Source organism: Citrobacter sp. Cf088, from assembly GCF_030334295.1.
GTDB classification, from domain to species: Bacteria; Pseudomonadota; Gammaproteobacteria; order Enterobacterales; family Enterobacteriaceae; genus Citrobacter; species Citrobacter freundii.
In genome coordinates, this window is the sequence record NZ_JAOWEE010000033.1 from 76,375 (window position 1) to 94,222 (window position 17,848).

A 17,848-nucleotide genomic window follows, 5' to 3' on the forward strand; every position below is an offset into this window, starting at 1 on the left:
CATTAATGCGGGACGTTAATGTAAGGATAAACGGGTGACTTAAGCATCAACTGGCGGTCGGCATTGACGATGCCTACCGTACTGTCGCTGTCAAACAGTTGCCATGTGTATTCCGCCAGCTTTTCCGCGGTAATAAATGAGTCCTCGGCAAACAATCCATCGCCACTGATGCCACCATGGTCTGAAGAATGAGCAACGAATTCACTCTGTGTTGGACCTGGCGCGATCACTTTTGCCCGCATTATTTTGCCCTGGTCACGCAGATTCTGCGCCAACCCCTCGGTAAATGCGGCGACAAAGAACTTAGTCGCGCAGTAGGTAACGGCGATATCAAAGAGTGAATAACCGCCGACGGATGACACATTAATCAACGTCGCCTCCCGATCGGCATAATCCCGGGTATACAGAAGGGAGAGCATGGTCAGGGCCTTAACATTTAAATCCAGCATCCGGGTCGCTTTCGCTAAATCGATATCCCAGGGCATGGAGAAATCGCCAAACCCTGCATTATTGATAAGCATGACAAGCTCGAAATCAGCCAACTGGCGATACAGGTGTTCCGCCTGGCCTTCCTGCGCCAGATCGCACGGTTTTGCGATGACCTGCACCGCATACCGGCTTTCAATATCCTGTTTAAGTTTCTGCAATTCGTCCTCGCGTCGGGCGGTGATAATCAGGTTGTAGCCGCGGGAAGCGAACTGATAGCTAAGGGCTTTGCCGATGCCTGAACTGGCGCCGGTGATAAGGGTATATTTCATGATGTCGTTCTCTGGTCAGTGGTAGCCCGGTGGGCAAGGCGTAGGTCTACAGGTTTTCTGCGAAGAAAGAGACAAATTTGCCTGTCGCTTCCGACACATATTCAGGCTGGTCATACATGGCGATATGGGTAGCACCATTAACGATATGCAGGTTTTTATTCTGGCTTGCGGCTCGCTGATAAATCTCTTCCGTCATCCAGCGCGTTCCCGCCTCGCTGCCCGCAATTACCAGCATGGGCTGAGTCAGAAAAATATCGGCGAGGTTGAAGGCATCGTAGGTAACCAGCTGCGCAAGGCTGCGGGTGGTGAGCCGACTCGGCGCATTGCGATGCATTGCCCGTGGCGTTCGGTAGTACTCATAAGCTTCTGCAAAATCTCTGTTTGGCGCCTCCGCCATGGAGTTTGGGGTGGTGGGCAGATAGCCAGTGGCTGCGCCTTTTGCCTCCGCAGTACGTTGTTCCGCAGCCATTTGCAGAAGTTCAAGGGATGATGCAGGCTGTTGATTGCCTTCCCATCCCTGGCGATACATGTCGCCATAGTTAACGGCGCTGACGGTACCAAGTGCTTTAATTCGGCGATCCAGCATAGTGGCGTGAATGGCATAGCCGCCGCCAGCGCAGATGCCAACGACACCGATTCGCTGCTCATCGACGCAGTGCTGAGCCACCAGATAGTCTATTGTTGCACTGATATCTTCCACCCGGTGATATGGGTTTTCAAGCTGACGAGGTTCCCCGCTGCTTTCACCCTGATAAGCGGCATCAAACGCCAGGGTAATGTAGCCATGACGCGCCAGTTCTTCAGCATACAGGCCTGACGTTTGTTCTTTGACGCCGCCGCTCGGGTGAACGACCACAATAGCTGGATAGCATGCGGATTCGTTAAAATTCTCGGGCAGGAACAGATTCCCCGCCATGGTGATTTCGGCATTGGTAAAGCGAATGGATTTCATCATTTTCTCCCCCCGGAGTCGACGTGTGTTGTGACGGTGAAATGATGATAGAACTGGACAGTTCATTTGATTAGCGTGGATAATTTGATGTCAGTTATTAGCGTGGCTTATTAATCAATGAAAGAGAATCTTAACGACCTGATCACCTTCCTGACGGTTGTTCAGGAGGGAAGCTTCACGCGGGCGGCAGTGAAATCAGGGACATCACAGTCGGCGGTGAGTCAGACTATCGGGAATCTTGAAGCGCGTCTTCAGCTAAAATTACTTAATCGCACGACGCGGAGCCTGACTCTGACGGAGGCGGGAGAGCGTCTGGCACAGTTGATTGGCCCGGCTATCGAAGAAATTTCTACCGGTCTTGATCAGCTTGCTGACTTGCGGGATAAACCCGCGGGAAAAATACGTATATCCGCCGATGAATACGCTATCCAGCAGGTTCTGTGGCCGAAACTGGCGCCGGTTTTGAAGAACTATCCTGATATTCACCTGGAACTGATCACGGATTATGGCCTGGTTGATATCGCCAAAGAGCGTTTTGATGCCGGCGTACGGCGAGGTGGCCTGATAGCCCAGGATATGGTGGCCATTCCGATTAGCGCGGAACACCGTATGGTGGTCGTAGCCTCGCCTCAGTGTCTGCAGGAACAGGATTTCCCGACAACTCCCGCACAATTGCTGACGCTGCACTGTATCAATTTACAGTTACCCACTCATGGTCAGAATTTGCCGTGGACGTTTTTAATTAACGGGCAAGAGCAAAAGTTGCGCGTTCAGGGGCAGGTTATCGTTAACGGCATCAATCAGGTTCATCAGGCCTGTCTTGACGGTTACGGGCTGGCTTATGTTCCGCAGGCATTAGTGCAGGATGATATCGCCTCTGGCCGACTGCTCACCGTTCTGGACGACTTCACTATCACTTTCCCGGGGTATTATCTGTATTACACCAGCCGGCTGAAATCCTCGGCTGCGTTTAATATCATTGTTGAAGCGCTGAGAATGCCCGCATTATAGCGACGTGTTATCACTCGTTAAATGCAAAAATTACCGAAGTTACGAGAACTTGCATTAGCCACGGATAATCAGCGTACCGAAACCTGCATTTCACGGGTTGCTATGGTGTTGAGAGTAATCCCTGAACACCGCCTGTCTGCAGTTTATGAACCGATAATTAACATGGTTTTGACTGGTCCTAAACGCATGATGATTGATGACAGAACGCTGCAATATTATTCAGCTCAGAACAGTTGAAATGTTACCTGGGCAGGGTGAAGTCATCACAGCGCAAGTGATATGACAGGCGACCTGTTGAGACCATGGTACCATTACAGCTTGTGTCATTTACCTCACTACACACATCGGCCTACCAGATACTGGTTCGGGGTGTATTTCCGTATCCACGTTGAATACGGTTCTCAGCAATCCAGGGTTCATCACCGCTTCTGGTGTGCCTTGCGCCATAATATGTCCGTTCGCCATTACCACCAGATGATCGCAGTACCGGCTGGCCTGATTAAGGTCGTGCAGCACTGCGACTACCGTTTTCCCCTGAGCCCGGAGTTCGCCCATCAACCGCATTAGTTCCACCTGGTGATTGATATCGAGATAGGTGGTTGGCTCATCGAGTAGTATGACGGGTGTATTCTGGGCCAGGACCATCGCCAGAAAGGCGCGCTGGCGCTGACCGCCGGAAAGATCGGTTAACCGTCGGTCGGCAAGATGTTGGATCCGGGTCTGGTGCATAGCATCTTGGACCCGCGCATTGTCTTCAACGGAGAGGCGCCCCCAGAGTGACAACCACGGGTTGCGACCGTACGAAACAAGCTCCTGGACGGCGATCCCCTCTGGCGTTAAATGGTGCTGGGGCAGCAGCGCCAGCCTGCGGGCTAGCTGGCGTGATGAGAGCGTGTTGATGGCATTATCGCCGAGAAACACGCGACCGGACTGCGGCGTTAACAGCCGTGAAAAACAGTTTAGCAACGTCGATTTCCCGCAGCCGTTTGGGCCGAGCAGGGCGGTTGTCTTTCCCGTTGGCAGGGCGAGTGAAACACCATCAAGGACCTTGTTTGTACCGTAACAGACCGTCAGATTTTCAGTTCGTAATGTCATTTATCGCATTCTCACAAGCAGCCAGACAAACCACGGCGCACCGATAATGGCGGTCAGTACGCCAGCCGGAAGCTCCAGCGGGGGATGAATAATTCGCGCCAGCAGATCGGCAACCACCAACAGCAACGCACCTGTCATGGCCGATATGGGCAGCAGCCAGCGGTGACGTCCACCGGTAATGCTGCGCACCATATGCGGTACCACGAGTCCAATAAAGCTAATCGGGCCGCAGACGGCCACGCCGGTTGACGTCATGGCGACCGCCAGTAGCAAAGCCAGGAGCCGGATACGCGGCACCGACACACCGAGCGTGGTGGCGCGCGCATCGCCCAGTGCCAGAAGGTCGAGATCGCGGCAAAAACCCAGGCTCAGCGGCAGAAACAACATCAGCAGCGGGACGGCAATCTTCACAAAGCTCCAGTCACGGCCCCATAAGCTGCCGGTTAGCCACAGCAGAGCGCTGTTCACATCCTGCGGGCGCGAAAGCATCAGCCAGTCCGTTAGACTGGCCCAGCAGGCAGACAGCGCGATACCCGTGAGTGCCAGCTTCATCGGCTGGCTGGTGTTCGCCAGCATTCTCAGCAGGATCAGGCCCACCATGCCACCGGCAAAGGCCAGCAGCGGCAGAGCAATCACCGGCAGTGACGGTACGAGAAGCAGTGCGCCCACAGAGGCAAGGCTGGCGGCATGGTTTACGCCGAGAATATCCGGCGACGCCAGAGGGTTACGAACGACCCCTTGTACCAGAACGCCTGCAACCGCGAGGGCTGCACCGACAAACAACGCCAGCAGCAGTCGCGGCAGGCGGTACGCCGTTAACACGTAATGATACTCACGCCCGGCCTGCCAGTCGGTCAGCAGGGCGCGCCAGGGAACGGCGATCACCCCCATTTGCAGAGACAGCAGCGAAAATCCTGCCAGTGCGAGGGCGATAAAAATGACTAACACAATTTTCAACCACGCCTCCTGATCAGCCAGACAAAGCAGGGCGCACCAATCAGAGCCACCACAGCCCCCGCGGGTAATTCGGCAGGGAAGGCCAGCGCGCGGGCCAGAACATCCGCCACTAGCATCAGTGTGGCGCCCATCAGTATGCTCATCGGCAGGACCTTGCGCTGGTCGAATCCTACCCAGAGGCGAGCCAGATGCGGCATCAACAGACCGATAAACGCCACCGGGCCGGCCACGCTGACGCAGGTACCGACCAGAAGCAGCACCAGAATGTTGATGATTAAACGCAGCTTCGGCAGATTCACCCCCAGCGTACGGGCGGTGCTGTCGCTGACGTTAAGCAGATTCAGTTGATTGGCCAGCAGCAACACCACCGGTATAGCAACTGCCACCACCGGGAAAAGCTGCCAGAACTCCTGCCAGCGTGCGTGGGATACGCCTCCCGCGAGCCAGTAAAAAATGCCGTAGGCGTGATCTTCCGTTAGCAGCAGGGTGATGCGGGTCAGGGCCATGCAAAACGCCGAGAACGCGATACCCGCGAGGATCAGTTTGTTTCTGTCCTGGGTATGGCGAAATCCGCCGCCTGCGGTCATCACCAGCAGCCAGCTTACGCCGCCGCCACAGGCGGCGATAAAGGCGATGGAGTAACCCGCGACGGGCACGGGGCTGAGCGCGCTGGTCAGTGCCATCGCCAGCGCCGCGCCGCTGTTAATACCGAGCAGCGAAGGAGATGCCATTGAATTATGCGTCAGGGTCTGCAGAAGCGTACCCGCGAGAGCCAGACTCGCGCCAATCAGAATGGCGACCAGGCTTCGCGGCAAACGAAGGTTTTGCACCAGCGTTTGTGGAAGCGTCGGCGCGTGGCCCGGCAGCAGGGCGCGAATGGCGTCAACGCCAGAAACAGGAATGGCCGAGTAGCAAAACAGACTCAGCCAGAAGAGAGTGATAAGCGCAGCAAGGGGAAGACCCCACTGCAGCGCTGGATGTCTAAGAACCGTCATTTCACATCGGATAAAGGCTGGTGATGGAAGATTTTTACCGTGTCGCTGGCAATACGTTCGGCCGCAAAAATACCGCGCATCCGCGCCCAGGCGTTACTGTCGACCGACGCCGTCTGCTGTTTTTGCGCAGCCGTTAACATCTGCCACAGCGGGTCTTGCTGCCAGCGTTTCACGATGCTCTCTTCGCGATAATGGGCGACCAGCAGCCATGCAGGATTGAGCGCCAGCAGCTGTTCCAGGCCGATGGACGGCATAGACGCACCCGCCATCGCCGCAGGTACCTTCAGCCCCAGAGAGGTCAGGACGCCCCCGGTCCAGGTCCCCTGCGTATGAAGGTTAAACTGCTGCTCCCGGGACGTACCAAATAACACCAGCGTGCCTTTTGGCAACTGGCTGGCCCACGCTGACATCTGTTGTTGGTGTTGCACCAGACGTGATTGCATCTGTGCCTTTTTTCCCACGACTTCGCCGATGATGGCCGCAGATTGTAGATTTTCAGCGTAGGTTTCATTGCGGGACTTAAGCAGCAGCACCGGTGCGATTTGCTGCAAGGCGCTGTAGATACCCGCATGACGGCTGCTGTCGGCAATGATCAGATCCGGTTTCAGCGCGCTAATGGCTTCTAAACTCGGCTGCGCACGCGTGCCGACAGACTGCCAGGGTTTCAGATGGGCGCGAACTTCGGGAAGAATGCGCGTGGCATCGTTATCGTCGGCAATGCCGACCGGACTGACATCGACGGCGGCCAGCGCGTCCGCGAACGACAGCTCCAGTACCACTATCCGCTGTGGCGTTTTATCAAGCGTAAAGGTGCCATGTTCGTCCTGAACCGTGGCGGCAAAAGCGTGGCTGGTGACCAGCAGCAGAGCGGCGAAAAGTGTGCGGATAAATGTGAACATCGGTGCTCCTGAAAGCCGGGTGGCGCTGCGCTTACCCGGCCAACGAAATCGGTGTGAATTAGAACTTCAACGACCCCTGCATATACAGCGTGCGCGGCTGGCCTGCGTAGATGCCTTTGTTGTTGTCGTCATAAGAGCGGGTGAAGTACGCCTGGTCGAAGATATTCTTCACGCCGAACGCCAGGTTCAGGTCTGCCATTTGCGGACCAAAATCATAAGCTACGCGTGCGCCCCAGAGCATAAAGCCAGGGATGCGACCAGTACTGCCGTCGGCGCTCTCTTTCACGGTGTTGGCGTTATCCGCAAACTGGCTGGACTGGAAATCGCTATTCAGGTTGAACGTCCAGCTACCCGGTTTATAGTCCACGCCCAATGTGCCTTTGTGTTTCGGCGAGAACGGCACCTGGTTGCCGTAGGTGTCGCCTTTCTCGCGGATCTCGGCGTTCACATACGCATAGCTTGCGTAGACCGAAACGTTGTCGAGCGTTGGCGTCAGCGTGCCGAGGTCATAGCGGGCCTGGGTTTCCAGCCCGGTATGGCGCGTTTTACCCCGTGCGGTTACGGTGTCGTTGGTCTGGTTGGAGTCGTACTGATTATTAAAGTTAATCAGGAACAGCCCCATTTCCGCGGTCAGCGCGCCACCGTCGTATCGGGTTCCGAGCTCCCAGGTTCGCGCTTTTTCCGGTTCCACATTGCCGCTTTGCACAGCCTTGCCAATTTGGCTGTACTGTACGGTGCCGAATGAGCCTTCAGTGTTTGCATAAAGATTCCAGCTATCAGTCAGGTGATAAAGCACGTTTAGCGCCGGAAGTGGGGCGTTGTAGCTCACTTCTTCATGTGTGCCTTTGATGGCGTTGTTCTGGTATGACTCGATATGTTCAAAGCGCATACCCGGTGTGATGGTCCAGTTGCCAATGTCGATTTTGTCATCCAGATACCAGGCGTGCGCTTCGGTACCGGAACGGGTGTCGCGATCGTAAGGGCTGGAGTTGGACGGCAACTGCCCGCTGCTGGTGGCGGTGTAGTAACGCATTTCATGCGTCGACTCGCTCACATAGCGGTATCCCACGCCCACTTCGTGCGCGGAAGGACCCACCATAAAGCTCTGACTGTAGCGCGGTTCAATGCCGCGTACCCAGTAGTTACGCGGTGACAGGGTGAGGCGTTTGCCCTGTTCCAGGTAGCCGCTACGTAGGGTTTCAGTGTAGAAGCCCTGAATATTGAATTTATGCTGGCTGTCCGGCTGGAACTGATAGCCGAGGCTTGCCAGCTTGCGGCGCCCCCAGAAGCGATCGTAAGGGCGCGTGGACTGCCAGCGGTCGGCGTTGTAATCCGCGCGCGACAGGCCGCCGGGCATGTCGGCTTCACCGTCGTAGTATTGCAGCAGGCTGTTGAAAGTATGCACGTCGTTCGGCGCATATTTGCTTTTCAGCATCAGATCGTCGATGCGCGTCGCGCTGTGCTCGCGCCAGTCGCTGCCGCGGGTGCCGGAGTAAAGCAGGGCGGTACCAAAACCGTTATCCGCCGTGCCGCCCACCATCAGATTGTGTGTCTCTTTTGGGTTATTTTGTGAGGACGTTGGGCTGAGCTGGCCTTCCATGCCGGCTTCGATCCCGAAGTCTTGCGGAATGGCGCGGGTGACAAAGTTCACCACGCCGCCCACGCTCTGCGGCCCGTAACGTACGGCACCGCCGCCGCGTACCACATCGATGGCGTCCATATTTCCGAGCGAAACAGGTGCCAGGGAAAGCTGCGGCTGGCCGTAAGGGGCAAACGGCACCGGAATACCGTCCATCAGTACCGTTGAACGGCTGGCCAGGCGCGGGTTCAGGCCGCGAATACCAAAGTTCATCGCCAGATCGTGGCTACCGGTACCGTTGTTCTCCGGGGCGGTAACGCCAGGAATGCGGTTCAGCACCTCGCGCATGGTCGTCGCGCCGGTTTTGGCGAAATCTTCACGGCGGATAACGTCACGCGCGCCGGCATGTTCGAATACGTCGTTTTCGCGCGCATCGCCCAGCCAGTCGCCCACAACCGTGAGCGCATCTTCCTGCGGCGCAGGAACGTGTTCGAGCGTCCAGCTGTTATTCCCTAACGGCTTCACCTGCAGGCCACTGCCCAGGAGCAACTGCTGCAAACCACTCTCAACATCGTAATCGCCGTGCAAACCGTTGCTGTGCTTGCCGCGCGTCAGGCTGGCATCAACAGACAGGGTAATTCCGCTGCGTGCGGCATATTGGTTTAGTGCTTTATCGAGTGAGCCTGGTGCAATATCAATCTGCGCTGCGAAAGCGGATAACGAGAGCCCAGCCAGCGGCAGCAGGCTCAGGCGAATGGCGTTAACCAAAGGTGTTGTTTTGCTTAAAACGCGTAAAGGCGTCATACCTTCTCCATCATCATTTTTGTTGTGTTCAGCTATGAGTCGAATGAGAAGGGGAAAAAGGACAATGAAAATGAGAATTATTTTTCTTACAGTGCCAAAATATTGACCCAGTATCGCGTAATAGTCTGAATTTTCACTGGAAGTGTCTGGGCAATAATATCCAGAATCGCATCGGTATTTTTCAGCGGGAAAGTGCCACTCAGGCGCAGCCCGGCCACCGCCGGATCGCAACGCAGCACGCCGTTGCGATAACGGCTCAGCGTGGCAATCACTTCACCCAGAGGTTTATCGCTAAAGCTCAGAATGCCCTGCGTCCAGGCGGCGCTTTCATCATCCGCTGAGGTAATTGCACTAAATTCAGACGCGCTAAACTGCAGGCTCTCGCCAGCGCTGACGATGCGTTTTTCCTGCGGACGGTTTGCCAGTAAGACTTCAACCGCGTGTTGTTGAACGGTAACGCGTGTGACGTTGTCCTGCTGGTAGACGGTAAATTCTGTGCCTAATGCGGTGAGCTGGCCCTGGCGGGTCACAACGTGGAAAGGTCTCTGCTGCGCGTCTTTTGCGGTAGTAATCGCAATTTCGCCGTACCAGAGATGGACAGCGCGTTGACGCGTATCAAAACGAACGTCCACGGCGCTTTGTGTGTTGAGCGTCAGCAGCGAGCCATCGTCCAGCCGCTGATGGCTGACAGCCCCTTTGGCGGTGCGGTAGTCCGCGCGCAGACCTTCTCCGGCTTCAGATTGCCAGAGCTGCCAGCCTCCGCCTACGCCGAGCAGCAGCAATAGCCCTTTCATGACATGACGACGGGTAAGACGCGTATCGTGCAGAGCCCGGCTGGCGACATCGCCCGGAACGCTGCTGAGCTGGCTGCGCAGGTTTTCAACCTGTTGCCAGGCCCACTGGTGATCTTTGTCCTCTTCATACCATTGTTGCCAGCGCGCTTCCTGCTGTGGGCTGACACGCTCGCCGCTCAATACGGCATACCAGTGTGATGCCGAGCGCAATGCCTGGCGGCGAGAATCGGTGATAGAGGCGTTCACAGACCGTGCTCCAGACGAAACAGCAGACAATGTTCGATAGCCTTTGCCATATATTTTTTCACTGAACTGACCGAAACACCGAGCTTTAGCGCTATTTTGCTGTAGGTCAGACCATCCAACTGCGAAAGGAGAAACGCTTCGCGTGTTTTTCCGCTCAGCCCGTCAAGCATGCTGTCGATGAGTTGCAGGGTTTCGAGCTGACTCTCGCGTTCCTCGGGCGAAGGCGCGAGCGCCTCCGGCATCAGCGCCAGCATCTCCAGATAGGCTTTTTCCAGCGCGTTTCGGCGAAACAGGTCGACCATCACCCGTTTGGCGAGAGTGCACAGAAAGGAACGCGGATCGCGGATCGTCGAGAGCGACCCGCTGCCCATTACCCGTAGAAAAGTGTCCTGGGCAATGTCATCTGCATCAAAGGCGGACTGGAGTTTGCGCGTCAGCCAGCTTTTCAGCCAGCCGTGATGTGCGCCATAAAGCGACTCGAGCGTAAAGGAAGCAGTGGTAGTGGCGTGGTCAGACATGCGGAATGTATCAAAAGTTAATTATCACGCGATTATATTAATATGAGAATGGTTATCATTACAATTGGAAATATAATTGTATTACGTTGAACGTATTAACGCATTGTTTTTTATAAAAAATCTTATGATGTGGATACTAGACGGGAAAAGGAGTCTGCTTTTGGCATGTGATGGTTGGAATGACATCTGACCATGTCTGTTGTGAGTGAGAATCGGACACCTCACTTCCTGTCACCAGTGGCGGAAACCTTGCTCATGCTGCTGGTGTTAGCGTTTATCTGGATGATGCGGGCACTAAAACGACGGGCGTTATTCGTCGTGGTCAGCCCAGAACTATTGATATGGAACCTCGGAACGGCAAGCGCCTGGAACAAATACCTGCGGTCATTATGAATGAAGTGTTGGCCAGACTGAGCTGGGGCTTTGATATGCGCAATGAGCAATAGCATAAAAGCAAAAAGCCTGCTTAGTTTCCTAAGCAGGCTTCTTAAATATGGCTCCTCTGACTGGACTCGAACCAGTGACATACGGATTAACAGTCCGCCGTTCTACCGACTGAACTACAGAGGAATCGTTTGAACGAGGCGCATATTAGCGAGGGTGGTGAGGCTTGTCAAAGGGGTAAATACATTTGTGTGTTCGTTTGCTGACAAAATCAGCAAAGCGGCGATCTTTCCGTCTTTTTATGCTTTTGCCCCATTCTGGTGCGTGTCTACCTCTTCCAGGGCAGCCTGAATGAGATATTTAGGTGTGCAGAATGATCTTCCTTCGCTTTTACTCCTGACTTTGTGCGGCTTTAACCATAAAACACCGTTTTAGACGAAAGTGGCAAGTATCTTGCAATCCTGAATTCAATGACTGCCAGCACGGGTTCTGGTATTCCGACAGGAGGCAAAATGAACTTTAGACGACTGAAATATTTCGTGAAAATCGTCGATATTGGTAGCCTGACCCAGGCAGCGGAAGTATTGCACATTGCGCAACCCGCGCTGAGCCAGCAGGTCGCTACGCTGGAAGGTGAGCTTGATCAGCAATTGCTGATTCGTACCAAGCGTGGCGTCACGCCGACGGAAGCAGGAAAAGTGTTATATACCCACGCCCGGACGATTTTACGTCAGTGTGAACAGGCGCAACTTGCGGTTAATAACGTGGGACAGACCTTGACAGGCCAGGTCTCTATCGGCCTTGCGCCGGGGACAGCAGCGTCATCCATTACCATGCCGTTATTACAGACGCTACGTGCCGAACTGCCCGATGTGCAGGTTTATCTGCATGAAAATAGTGGGGCAGTGCTGAATGACAAGCTGCTCAGCGGGCAATTAGATATGGCAGTGCTCTATGAGCGTTCACCCGTGGCGGGCATCAGCAGTCAACCGTTGCTTAAAGAGGATCTGTATCTGGTCGGCACGCGTGAGTGCCCGGGGCAAAGCGTCGATTTAGCCGCGGTGGCGCAGATGAATTTGTTCTTGCCACGGGATTACAGCGCGGTTCGCCTGCGCGTGGATGAAGCTTTTTCGCTACGTCGCTTAACGGCTAAAGTGATTGGCGAAATTGAATCTATCTCCACCCTGACGGCCGCCATTGCCAGTGGTATGGGCGTCACAGTGTTGCCCGAGTCGGCCGCCCGTTCATTATGCAATGCAGCGAACGGCTGGATGGCGCGCATCACAACCCCATCGATGAATCTGCCATTATCGTTGAACGTATCAGCCAGAGGGAGCTTGTCGCCCCAGGCACAGGCAGTGAAGGAGATCCTGTTGTCGTTGGTTAGCCGTCCGGCGCTGGAAAATCGCGAATTGCAGCTGGTCAGCTAAACCTTATTCCCACGAGGAATAAGATGCAGGTTTTTATTATTTGTTATGCCGGGCATCAGACTTTAACAATAGCGTAATGTCTGATGTGCCCGGAGTGAAACGTGAATTTCCAGCAGCTCAAAATAATCCGCGAGGCGGCCCGTCAGGATTACAACCTGACGGAGGTCGCGAATATACTGTACACCTCGCAGTCGGGCGTCAGCCGACACATTCGTGAACTTGAAGATGAACTTGGCATCGAAATTTTTATCCGTCGCGGTAAACGCCTGTTGGGCATGACTGAACCGGGTAAAGCCTTGCTGATCATTGCCGAGCGTATTCTGAATGAGGCCAGCAATGTTCGTCGACTGGCGGATCTGTTTACCAATGACACGTCCGGCGTTCTGACGATTGCCACCACGCATACCCAGGCACGCTATAGCTTGCCTGCGGTGATAAAAGCCTTTCGTGAGCTGTTCCCTGAGGTGCGTCTGGAACTTATTCAGGGCACACCACAGGAGATTGATGTCCTGCTACAAAATGGCGGGGCAGATATCGGAATTGCCAGTGAGCGGCTGAGCAGCGATCCATTGTTGGTGGCTTTTCCCTGGTTTCGTTGGCACCACAGCCTGCTTGTTCCTCAGGACCATCCATTAGTGAAGGCTTCTCCGCTAACGCTGGAGTCCATCGCTCACTGGCCGTTAATTACCTATCGTCAGGGGATTACAGGGCGTTCCCGCATCGATGAGGCGTTTGCTCGCAAGGGGCTGATACCTGATATTATTCTCAGTGCCCAGGACTCGGATGTGATTAAAACTTACGTGTCACTGGGATTGGGGATTGGGCTGGTGGCAGAGCAATCCAGCGGCGAGCAGGAAGAGGGGACGTTAACCCGTCTGGATACCCGGCATTTGTTTGATGCAAATACCGTTTGGCTAGGGCTTAAACGCGGACAACTGCAGCGCAACTACGTCTGGCGATTCATCGAGCTATGCAACGCAGGGTTATCCGTCGATGAAATTAAGCGTCAGGCGATGGAGCCAGATGAAGCGGTGATTGATTATCAGATTTAACAATAAAAGCCCGTGAGAAACGGGCTTCTCTCGTTGCCAGTATGGAAAAGCCTGGGTGTGAAGTGAAGCGCTCTACCTGGCTAATGGGATCGCAGAAAAGCAAAAAGCCTGCTTAGTTTCCTGAGCAGGCTTCTTAAATATGGCTCCTCTGACTGGACTCGAACCAGTGACATACGGATTAACAGTCCGCCGTTCTACCGACTGAACTACAGAGGAATCGTTTGAACGAGGCGAATATTAGCGATGCCGCTCAGCGTTGTCAAAGCCTGAATGGATAAATGCGATCGTTTGCTGAAATATTCCTCATTTCGCCGATTATTCAGACGCAACCGGTTGTTTTATGCACTTTTCGCGTTCGGGGCGTGGGTATTTCCACAACCAGCGGCCTGTGACCATACGCCAGTAAAATAACGCGGCGCGCACGGCCCAGTCGAAGAACATACCTAACCAAACGCCGACAACTCCCCATCCTAATACGATACCCAGAGTGTAGCCCGCGACTACGCGGCAGCCCCACATGCCCAGCATCGATACCCACATAGCAAAACGTGCATCTCGCGCACCTTTAAAGCCCGCTGGTAACACCCAGGAGGCTGCCCATATCGGCATAAATGCTGCGTTGAGCCAAATCAGGATGACTATGACCTCTTTTACATCCTGATCGTGGGTATAAAATGAGGCCATCACCCCGGCGAAAGGTGCGGTTAGCCAGGCAATTGCCGTTAGCCCAATCGTCGACAGCCAGAACACATGCCGTAGCTGGATTTCAGCCTGGGCAATCTGGCCATTTCCCAGACGCCTGCCGGTAATGATTGTCGACGCGGAACCTAAAGCATTCCCCGGTAAATTGATAAGCGCGGCGATAGAAAATGCAATAAAGTTCCCGGCGATAACGCTGGTTCCCATGCCTGAAACAAACATCTGCGTCAAAAGTTTACCGCCATTGAACAGCACTGACTCGATACTTGCCGGAATGCCGATCCCCATCACCTCCCATATAATGGCGAGATTGAGTGGCTTAAAATAGCTTTTGAAGGGAATTCGCAGCGCGGGGTTAAAACCAATCATCAGTACCCAGATGATGGCAATCGCCCCGATGTAGCGCGAAATGGTCAGTCCCAGGCCTGCTCCCACAAATCCCAGACCTTGCCAGGAAAAGATTCCGTAAATCAGGATGCTACTGATGATGATATTCAGGATGTTCATACCGCCGTTAATCAACAACGGTATTTTAGTATTTCCGGCCCCACGTAGTGCGCCACTGCCGATCAGCGCAATGGCTGCCGCCGGGTAGCTGAGCACCGTCAGCTCCAGATAGGTAAGTGCCAAAGCTTTAACGTCTGGCGTTGCTTCACCTGCGACAACGTCAATAATCTGTTGACCAAAATAGTGAATGACCGCTGCCAGCACGGTAGCAAAAATTGTCATGATCACCAGCGATTGTCTGGCTGCGGCTCTGGCCCGTCGACGATCTCGTTTCCCGAGGCTAAATGCTACAACTACGGTGGTACCCAGATCGATGGCGGCGAAAAATGCCATGATGACCATATTAAAACTGTCGGCGAGTCCGACACCGGCCATTGCTTCTTTTCCCAACCAACTTACCAGGAAGGTACTCAGAACACCCATCAATAGCACACAGGTGTTTTCCAGGAAAATGGGGACAGCCAGCGGAGTGATTTCGCGCCAAAAGAGAACCTTATAACTCTTGCGTTTGGCATACCAGGGCGTGCGGGAAGCGACCTGGCGTAAGGCAGCGGAGACGTTCAAAGTGGACCTTAACGAAGAAAGTTGAAACCTCATTTCAAATGATGAGGGAGAATCAAAAAAGCTGCAAAGTTTTTTCTATTTAAAATGTCTGTAAATGCAACAAACTGTCGAGAGAAGCATCAATTGATTCGCATTCGAAGAAATGAGGTTTGACAAAAATTTTTTCGCCGCTAAGATAAGCCTCCACAACGATTCCTCTGTAGTTCAGTCGGTAGAACGGCGGACTGTTAATCCGTATGTCACTGGTTCGAGTCCAGTCAGAGGAGCCATATTTAAGAAGCCTGCTCAGGAAACTAAGCAGGCTTTTTGCTTTTTGTTTCAAATCTGGTCGCGCGAAGCGACACCGGGTTCTTAAGCCGGGAAATCCCCATGCTGACGCGCAACCAACGTCAGAATGGAATACAGCGCCACCGCCTGCTGGTGCTGATTGAAAATCTCCACCGCCCATTCCACCACGCCAGTCGCTTTTTCTTCGGCATTGCGCTGAAGTTTCACCGTTTTGCGTTTGCAGGTTAAACGCACCTGGATAGTGTCGCCCGGCTTAACCGGCTCGATAAAGCGCAGATTTTCCATACCGTAGTTGGCGATAACCGGGCCAACGCCCGCGTCTACAAATAGACCGGCAGCGGCGGAAATCAGGAAGTAACCGTGCACCACGCGCTCGCCGAAAATAGACTCGGCAGCGGCGATTTTGTCCATATGGGCGTAGAAGTGGTCACCGCTGAGGCAGGCAAAGTTAACGATATCCGCTTCGGTCAGTGTACGACGTGGCGTCAGCAGGCTGTCGCCCGGCTGGATCTCTTCGAAGTATTTACGGAACGGATGAATACGATCTTCCGTGACCTGCGCGCCGCGTACCCACTGCTGGCTAACGGCGGCCAGCATGGTTGGACTGCCCTGAATGGCGGTGCGTTGCATGTAGTGCTTCACCGCGCGCAGGCCGCCCAGCTCTTCGCCGCCTCCCGCACGTCCCGGGCCGCCGTGGACCAGCTGTGGCAGCGGTGAGCCGTGGCCGGTGGACTCAGCGGAAGATTCTTCGTTCAGCACCTGAATACGCCCGTGGGCGCGGGCTGCACCGAGGATAAACTCTCGCGCCAGTTCGCTGCTCGCCGTCACCAACGTGCCGGCCAGGCTACCTTCACCGGCGCGCGCCAGCGTCAGGGCGTGTTCGCTGTTCTGATACGGCATCAGCGTTGCCACTGGGCCAAAGGCTTCAATCGCATGCACGGCGCTGATTTCATCCGGCTGCGGGCAGAACAGCAGCGTAGGCGGGAAGAAAGCTCCAGCGGTGCTCAGATCTGCTTTTCCGCCCAGCAGCACCTCACACCCGGCTTCAACCAGACGATTCACATTATCCTGCACGTCCTGACGCTGATCGTTATTCACCAGCGACCCCATCTTCACGCCTTCCTGCGCCGGATCGCCCACTACCACCTTTTGCAGGCGGGCAATCAGCGCTTCACTGACGACTTTCACCTGCGCCTGCGGCACGATAATGCGGCGAATGGCGGTACATTTCTGCCCGGCTTTGGTGGTCATTTCGCGCACCACTTCGCGAATAAACAGCGCAAACTCCGGCTGCTCCGGGGTGATATCGTCGCCCAGTACGCAGCAGTTCAGCGAATCCGCTTCCATGGTGAAGGGCACAGATTTCGCCACCAGATTCGGATGCACGCGCAATTGCTGCCCGGTATGCGCAGAGCCGGTAAAGGTCACTACGTCCTGGCTATCCAGATTATCCAGCAGATCGCCCGCGCCGCCGCAGATCAGGCTTATTGCGCCGTCCGGCACCAGCCCGCTGTCGACAATGGCTTTGACCATCGCCTGCGTCAGCTGCGCGGTGGCGGTCGCCGGTTTAACGATCGCGGGCATGCCGGCAAGCCAGGTCGGCGCCAGCTTTTCTAACATCCCCCAGCAGGGGAAGTTAAAGGCGTTGATATGTACCGCAACGCCGGATTTGGAGGTCAGCACGTGGCGTGCGGCAAAACCGCCCTGTTTGGACAACGGAATCAGCTCATCTTCCGGCCACAGCACATCATCCGGCAGCTCACGCCCGCCGAGGCTGGCATAGGTGAAAAGCGTGCCGATGCCGCCTTCGATATCGACCCAGCTGTCACCGCGTGTTGCTCCGGTTTGCGCGGATATGGCATAGAAATCGGCTTTCAGTTCCATTAAATGCTTCGCCACCGCTTTTAGCATCGCGCTGCGCTGAATAAAGCTCATTGCCTGTAACGCTTTGCCGCCGTGCTCGATGGCGAAGCGGCGCGCCTGCGCCATATCCAGTCCTTCGCTCGTCACTTCCCAAAGCGGCTCGCCGGTAATGGCGTGATGGATGGTGCGGGTGCGGCCCCGGCCGGTCTGCCAGGCGCCGGATAAATAGCTGGCTAACTGCTGCATCGTAAATCTCCAGATATGTTACGTAAGCATGCCTTTAATAGTTATTTTATGAATCATGAAAAGCAAGCTGATTTTAATAATTTATTAACAATGCGATCGCGAACACTTTATCTAAATTGATTATGATTCTGTTTTTACTCAATAAATTAAAAGGCTTTGCGTAGCGTGTCACAAAATCCACAAACAAAATTTGTGGTTTTATTTAAC

General features: G+C 54.6%; 15 protein-coding genes, 3 tRNA genes and 1 pseudogene. 6 read left to right on the forward strand and 13 right to left on the reverse strand.

Annotated elements, in window-relative coordinates:
• Positions 1-2: 2 nt before the first annotated feature.
• Both OGV71_RS03655 and OGV71_RS03660 read right to left on the reverse strand, forming a co-directional pair.
• A complete protein-coding gene (locus OGV71_RS03655) occupies positions 3-758 on the reverse strand; it encodes an SDR family NAD(P)-dependent oxidoreductase (RefSeq protein ID WP_257651385.1) in 756 nt (251 codons plus the stop codon).
• 46 nt (positions 759-804) lie between these two features.
• Positions 805-1,713: an alpha/beta hydrolase gene (locus OGV71_RS03660; RefSeq protein WP_286532610.1), complete on the reverse strand. Its 909-nt coding sequence runs from the start codon at positions 1,711-1,713 to the stop codon at positions 805-807.
• Positions 1,714-1,827: 114 nt separating this feature from the next.
• Between OGV71_RS03660 and OGV71_RS03665 the strand changes: the two genes are divergently transcribed.
• Positions 1,828-2,721, forward strand: coding sequence for a LysR family transcriptional regulator (locus OGV71_RS03665; RefSeq protein ID WP_286532612.1), 894 nt, complete (start codon positions 1,828-1,830; stop codon positions 2,719-2,721).
• 102 nt (positions 2,722-2,823) lie between these two features.
• Complete coding sequence (locus OGV71_RS03670; protein WP_233597867.1) at positions 2,824-2,958, forward strand: AraC family transcriptional regulator N-terminal domain-containing protein; 135 nt, start codon at positions 2,824-2,826, stop codon at positions 2,956-2,958.
• A 90-nt stretch (positions 2,959-3,048) separates the two neighbouring features.
• Here OGV71_RS03670 and fecE read toward each other — a convergent pair whose 3' ends face one another.
• From fecE to fecI, 7 genes are all read right to left on the reverse strand, one after another.
• On the reverse strand, positions 3,049-3,816 hold the full coding sequence (gene fecE / locus OGV71_RS03675) for a Fe(3+) dicitrate ABC transporter ATP-binding protein FecE (protein ID WP_204583724.1): 768 nt from the start codon (positions 3,814-3,816) through the stop codon (positions 3,049-3,051).
• Positions 3,817-4,773, reverse strand: coding sequence for a Fe(3+) dicitrate ABC transporter permease subunit FecD (gene fecD, locus OGV71_RS03680; protein ID WP_204583722.1), 957 nt, complete (start codon positions 4,771-4,773; stop codon positions 3,817-3,819). It lies immediately after the preceding gene.
• Positions 4,770-5,768: an iron-dicitrate ABC transporter permease FecC gene (gene fecC, locus OGV71_RS03685; RefSeq protein ID WP_204583720.1), complete on the reverse strand. Its 999-nt coding sequence runs from the start codon at positions 5,766-5,768 to the stop codon at positions 4,770-4,772. The genes fecD and fecC overlap by 4 nt, the downstream gene beginning before the upstream one ends.
• Positions 5,765-6,667, reverse strand: a complete 903-nt coding sequence (locus OGV71_RS03690; RefSeq protein ID WP_204583718.1) for a Fe(3+) dicitrate ABC transporter substrate-binding protein FecB — start codon at positions 6,665-6,667, stop codon at positions 5,765-5,767. Before OGV71_RS03690 ends, fecC begins: the two co-directional genes overlap by 4 nt.
• 58 nt (positions 6,668-6,725) lie before the next feature.
• Positions 6,726-9,050 (reverse strand): TonB-dependent Fe(3+) dicitrate receptor FecA, encoded by a 2,325-nt coding sequence (gene fecA / locus OGV71_RS03695; RefSeq protein ID WP_286532619.1) that lies wholly within the window; start codon positions 9,048-9,050, stop codon positions 6,726-6,728.
• A gap of 86 nt (positions 9,051-9,136) precedes the next feature.
• Positions 9,137-10,090, reverse strand: coding sequence for a ferric citrate uptake sigma factor regulator FecR (fecR, locus tag OGV71_RS03700; RefSeq protein ID WP_071697110.1), 954 nt, complete (start codon positions 10,088-10,090; stop codon positions 9,137-9,139).
• On the reverse strand, positions 10,087-10,608 hold the full coding sequence (gene fecI / locus OGV71_RS03705; protein ID WP_071697111.1) for a ferric citrate uptake sigma factor FecI: 522 nt from the start codon (positions 10,606-10,608) through the stop codon (positions 10,087-10,089). Before fecI ends, fecR begins: the two co-directional genes overlap by 4 nt.
• 224 nt (positions 10,609-10,832) lie before the next feature.
• Between fecI and OGV71_RS03710 the strand changes: the two are divergent.
• Positions 10,833-11,054 (forward strand): annotated as a pseudogene (locus OGV71_RS03710) (type II toxin-antitoxin system PemK/MazF family toxin); the annotation flags it as partial.
• Positions 11,055-11,102: 48 nt separating this feature from the next.
• On the opposite strand, the gene OGV71_RS03715 reads toward OGV71_RS03710, so the two are convergent.
• Positions 11,103-11,178, reverse strand: a tRNA-Asn gene (locus OGV71_RS03715).
• A 326-nt stretch (positions 11,179-11,504) separates the two neighbouring features.
• On the opposite strand from OGV71_RS03715, the gene nac reads away from it, so the two are divergent.
• Both nac and cbl read left to right on the forward strand, forming a co-directional pair.
• Entirely contained in the window at positions 11,505-12,422 is a 918-nt protein-coding gene (gene nac, locus OGV71_RS03720; RefSeq protein ID WP_003030855.1) for a nitrogen assimilation transcriptional regulator NAC, read from the forward strand.
• Positions 12,423-12,523: 101 nt separating this feature from the next.
• Positions 12,524-13,474 (forward strand): HTH-type transcriptional regulator Cbl, encoded by a 951-nt coding sequence (gene cbl, locus OGV71_RS03725; RefSeq protein ID WP_003846751.1) that lies wholly within the window; start codon positions 12,524-12,526, stop codon positions 13,472-13,474.
• A 140-nt stretch (positions 13,475-13,614) separates the two neighbouring features.
• Here cbl and OGV71_RS03730 read toward each other — a convergent pair.
• A tRNA-Asn gene (locus OGV71_RS03730) sits at positions 13,615-13,690 on the reverse strand.
• Positions 13,691-13,789: 99 nt separating this feature from the next.
• Positions 13,790-15,277 (reverse strand): EmmdR/YeeO family multidrug/toxin efflux MATE transporter, encoded by a 1,488-nt coding sequence (locus OGV71_RS03735; protein ID WP_003846749.1) that lies wholly within the window; start codon positions 15,275-15,277, stop codon positions 13,790-13,792.
• A 160-nt stretch (positions 15,278-15,437) separates the two neighbouring features.
• On the opposite strand from OGV71_RS03735, the gene OGV71_RS03740 reads away from it, so the two are divergent.
• Positions 15,438-15,513, forward strand: a tRNA-Asn gene (locus tag OGV71_RS03740).
• An 82-nt stretch (positions 15,514-15,595) separates the two neighbouring features.
• Here OGV71_RS03740 and paaZ read toward each other — a convergent pair.
• On the reverse strand, positions 15,596-17,641 hold the full coding sequence (gene paaZ, locus OGV71_RS03745; RefSeq protein WP_286532622.1) for a phenylacetic acid degradation bifunctional protein PaaZ: 2,046 nt from the start codon (positions 17,639-17,641) through the stop codon (positions 15,596-15,598).
• Positions 17,642-17,848 lie beyond the last annotated feature (207 nt).

What these genes read in the sequence shown, in the direction of transcription:
- OGV71_RS03655 (WP_257651385.1), bottom strand. Translation starts at nt 758, where the DNA reads ATGAAATATACCCTTATCACCGGCGCCAGTTCAGGCATCGGCAAAGCC.
- OGV71_RS03660 (WP_286532610.1), bottom strand. Translation starts at nt 1,713, where the DNA reads ATGATGAAATCCATTCGCTTTACCAATGCCGAAATCACCATGGCGGGG.
- OGV71_RS03665 (WP_286532612.1), top strand. Translation starts at nt 1,828, where the DNA reads ATGAAAGAGAATCTTAACGACCTGATCACCTTCCTGACGGTTGTTCAG.
- OGV71_RS03670 (WP_233597867.1), top strand. Translation starts at nt 2,824, where the DNA reads ATGGTGTTGAGAGTAATCCCTGAACACCGCCTGTCTGCAGTTTATGAA.
- fecE (WP_204583724.1), bottom strand. Translation starts at nt 3,816, where the DNA reads ATGACATTACGAACTGAAAATCTGACGGTCTGTTACGGTACAAACAAG.
- fecC (WP_204583720.1), bottom strand. Translation starts at nt 5,768, where the DNA reads ATGACGGTTCTTAGACATCCAGCGCTGCAGTGGGGTCTTCCCCTTGCT.
- OGV71_RS03690 (WP_204583718.1), bottom strand. Translation starts at nt 6,667, where the DNA reads ATGTTCACATTTATCCGCACACTTTTCGCCGCTCTGCTGCTGGTCACC.
- fecA (WP_286532619.1), bottom strand. Translation starts at nt 9,050, where the DNA reads ATGACGCCTTTACGCGTTTTAAGCAAAACAACACCTTTGGTTAACGCC.
- fecI (WP_071697111.1), bottom strand. Translation starts at nt 10,608, where the DNA reads ATGTCTGACCACGCCACTACCACTGCTTCCTTTACGCTCGAGTCGCTT.
- nac (WP_003030855.1), top strand. Translation starts at nt 11,505, where the DNA reads ATGAACTTTAGACGACTGAAATATTTCGTGAAAATCGTCGATATTGGT.
- OGV71_RS03735 (WP_003846749.1), bottom strand. Translation starts at nt 15,277, where the DNA reads ATGAGGTTTCAACTTTCTTCGTTAAGGTCCACTTTGAACGTCTCCGCT.
- paaZ (WP_286532622.1), bottom strand. Translation starts at nt 17,641, where the DNA reads ATGCAGCAGTTAGCCAGCTATTTATCCGGCGCCTGGCAGACCGGCCGG.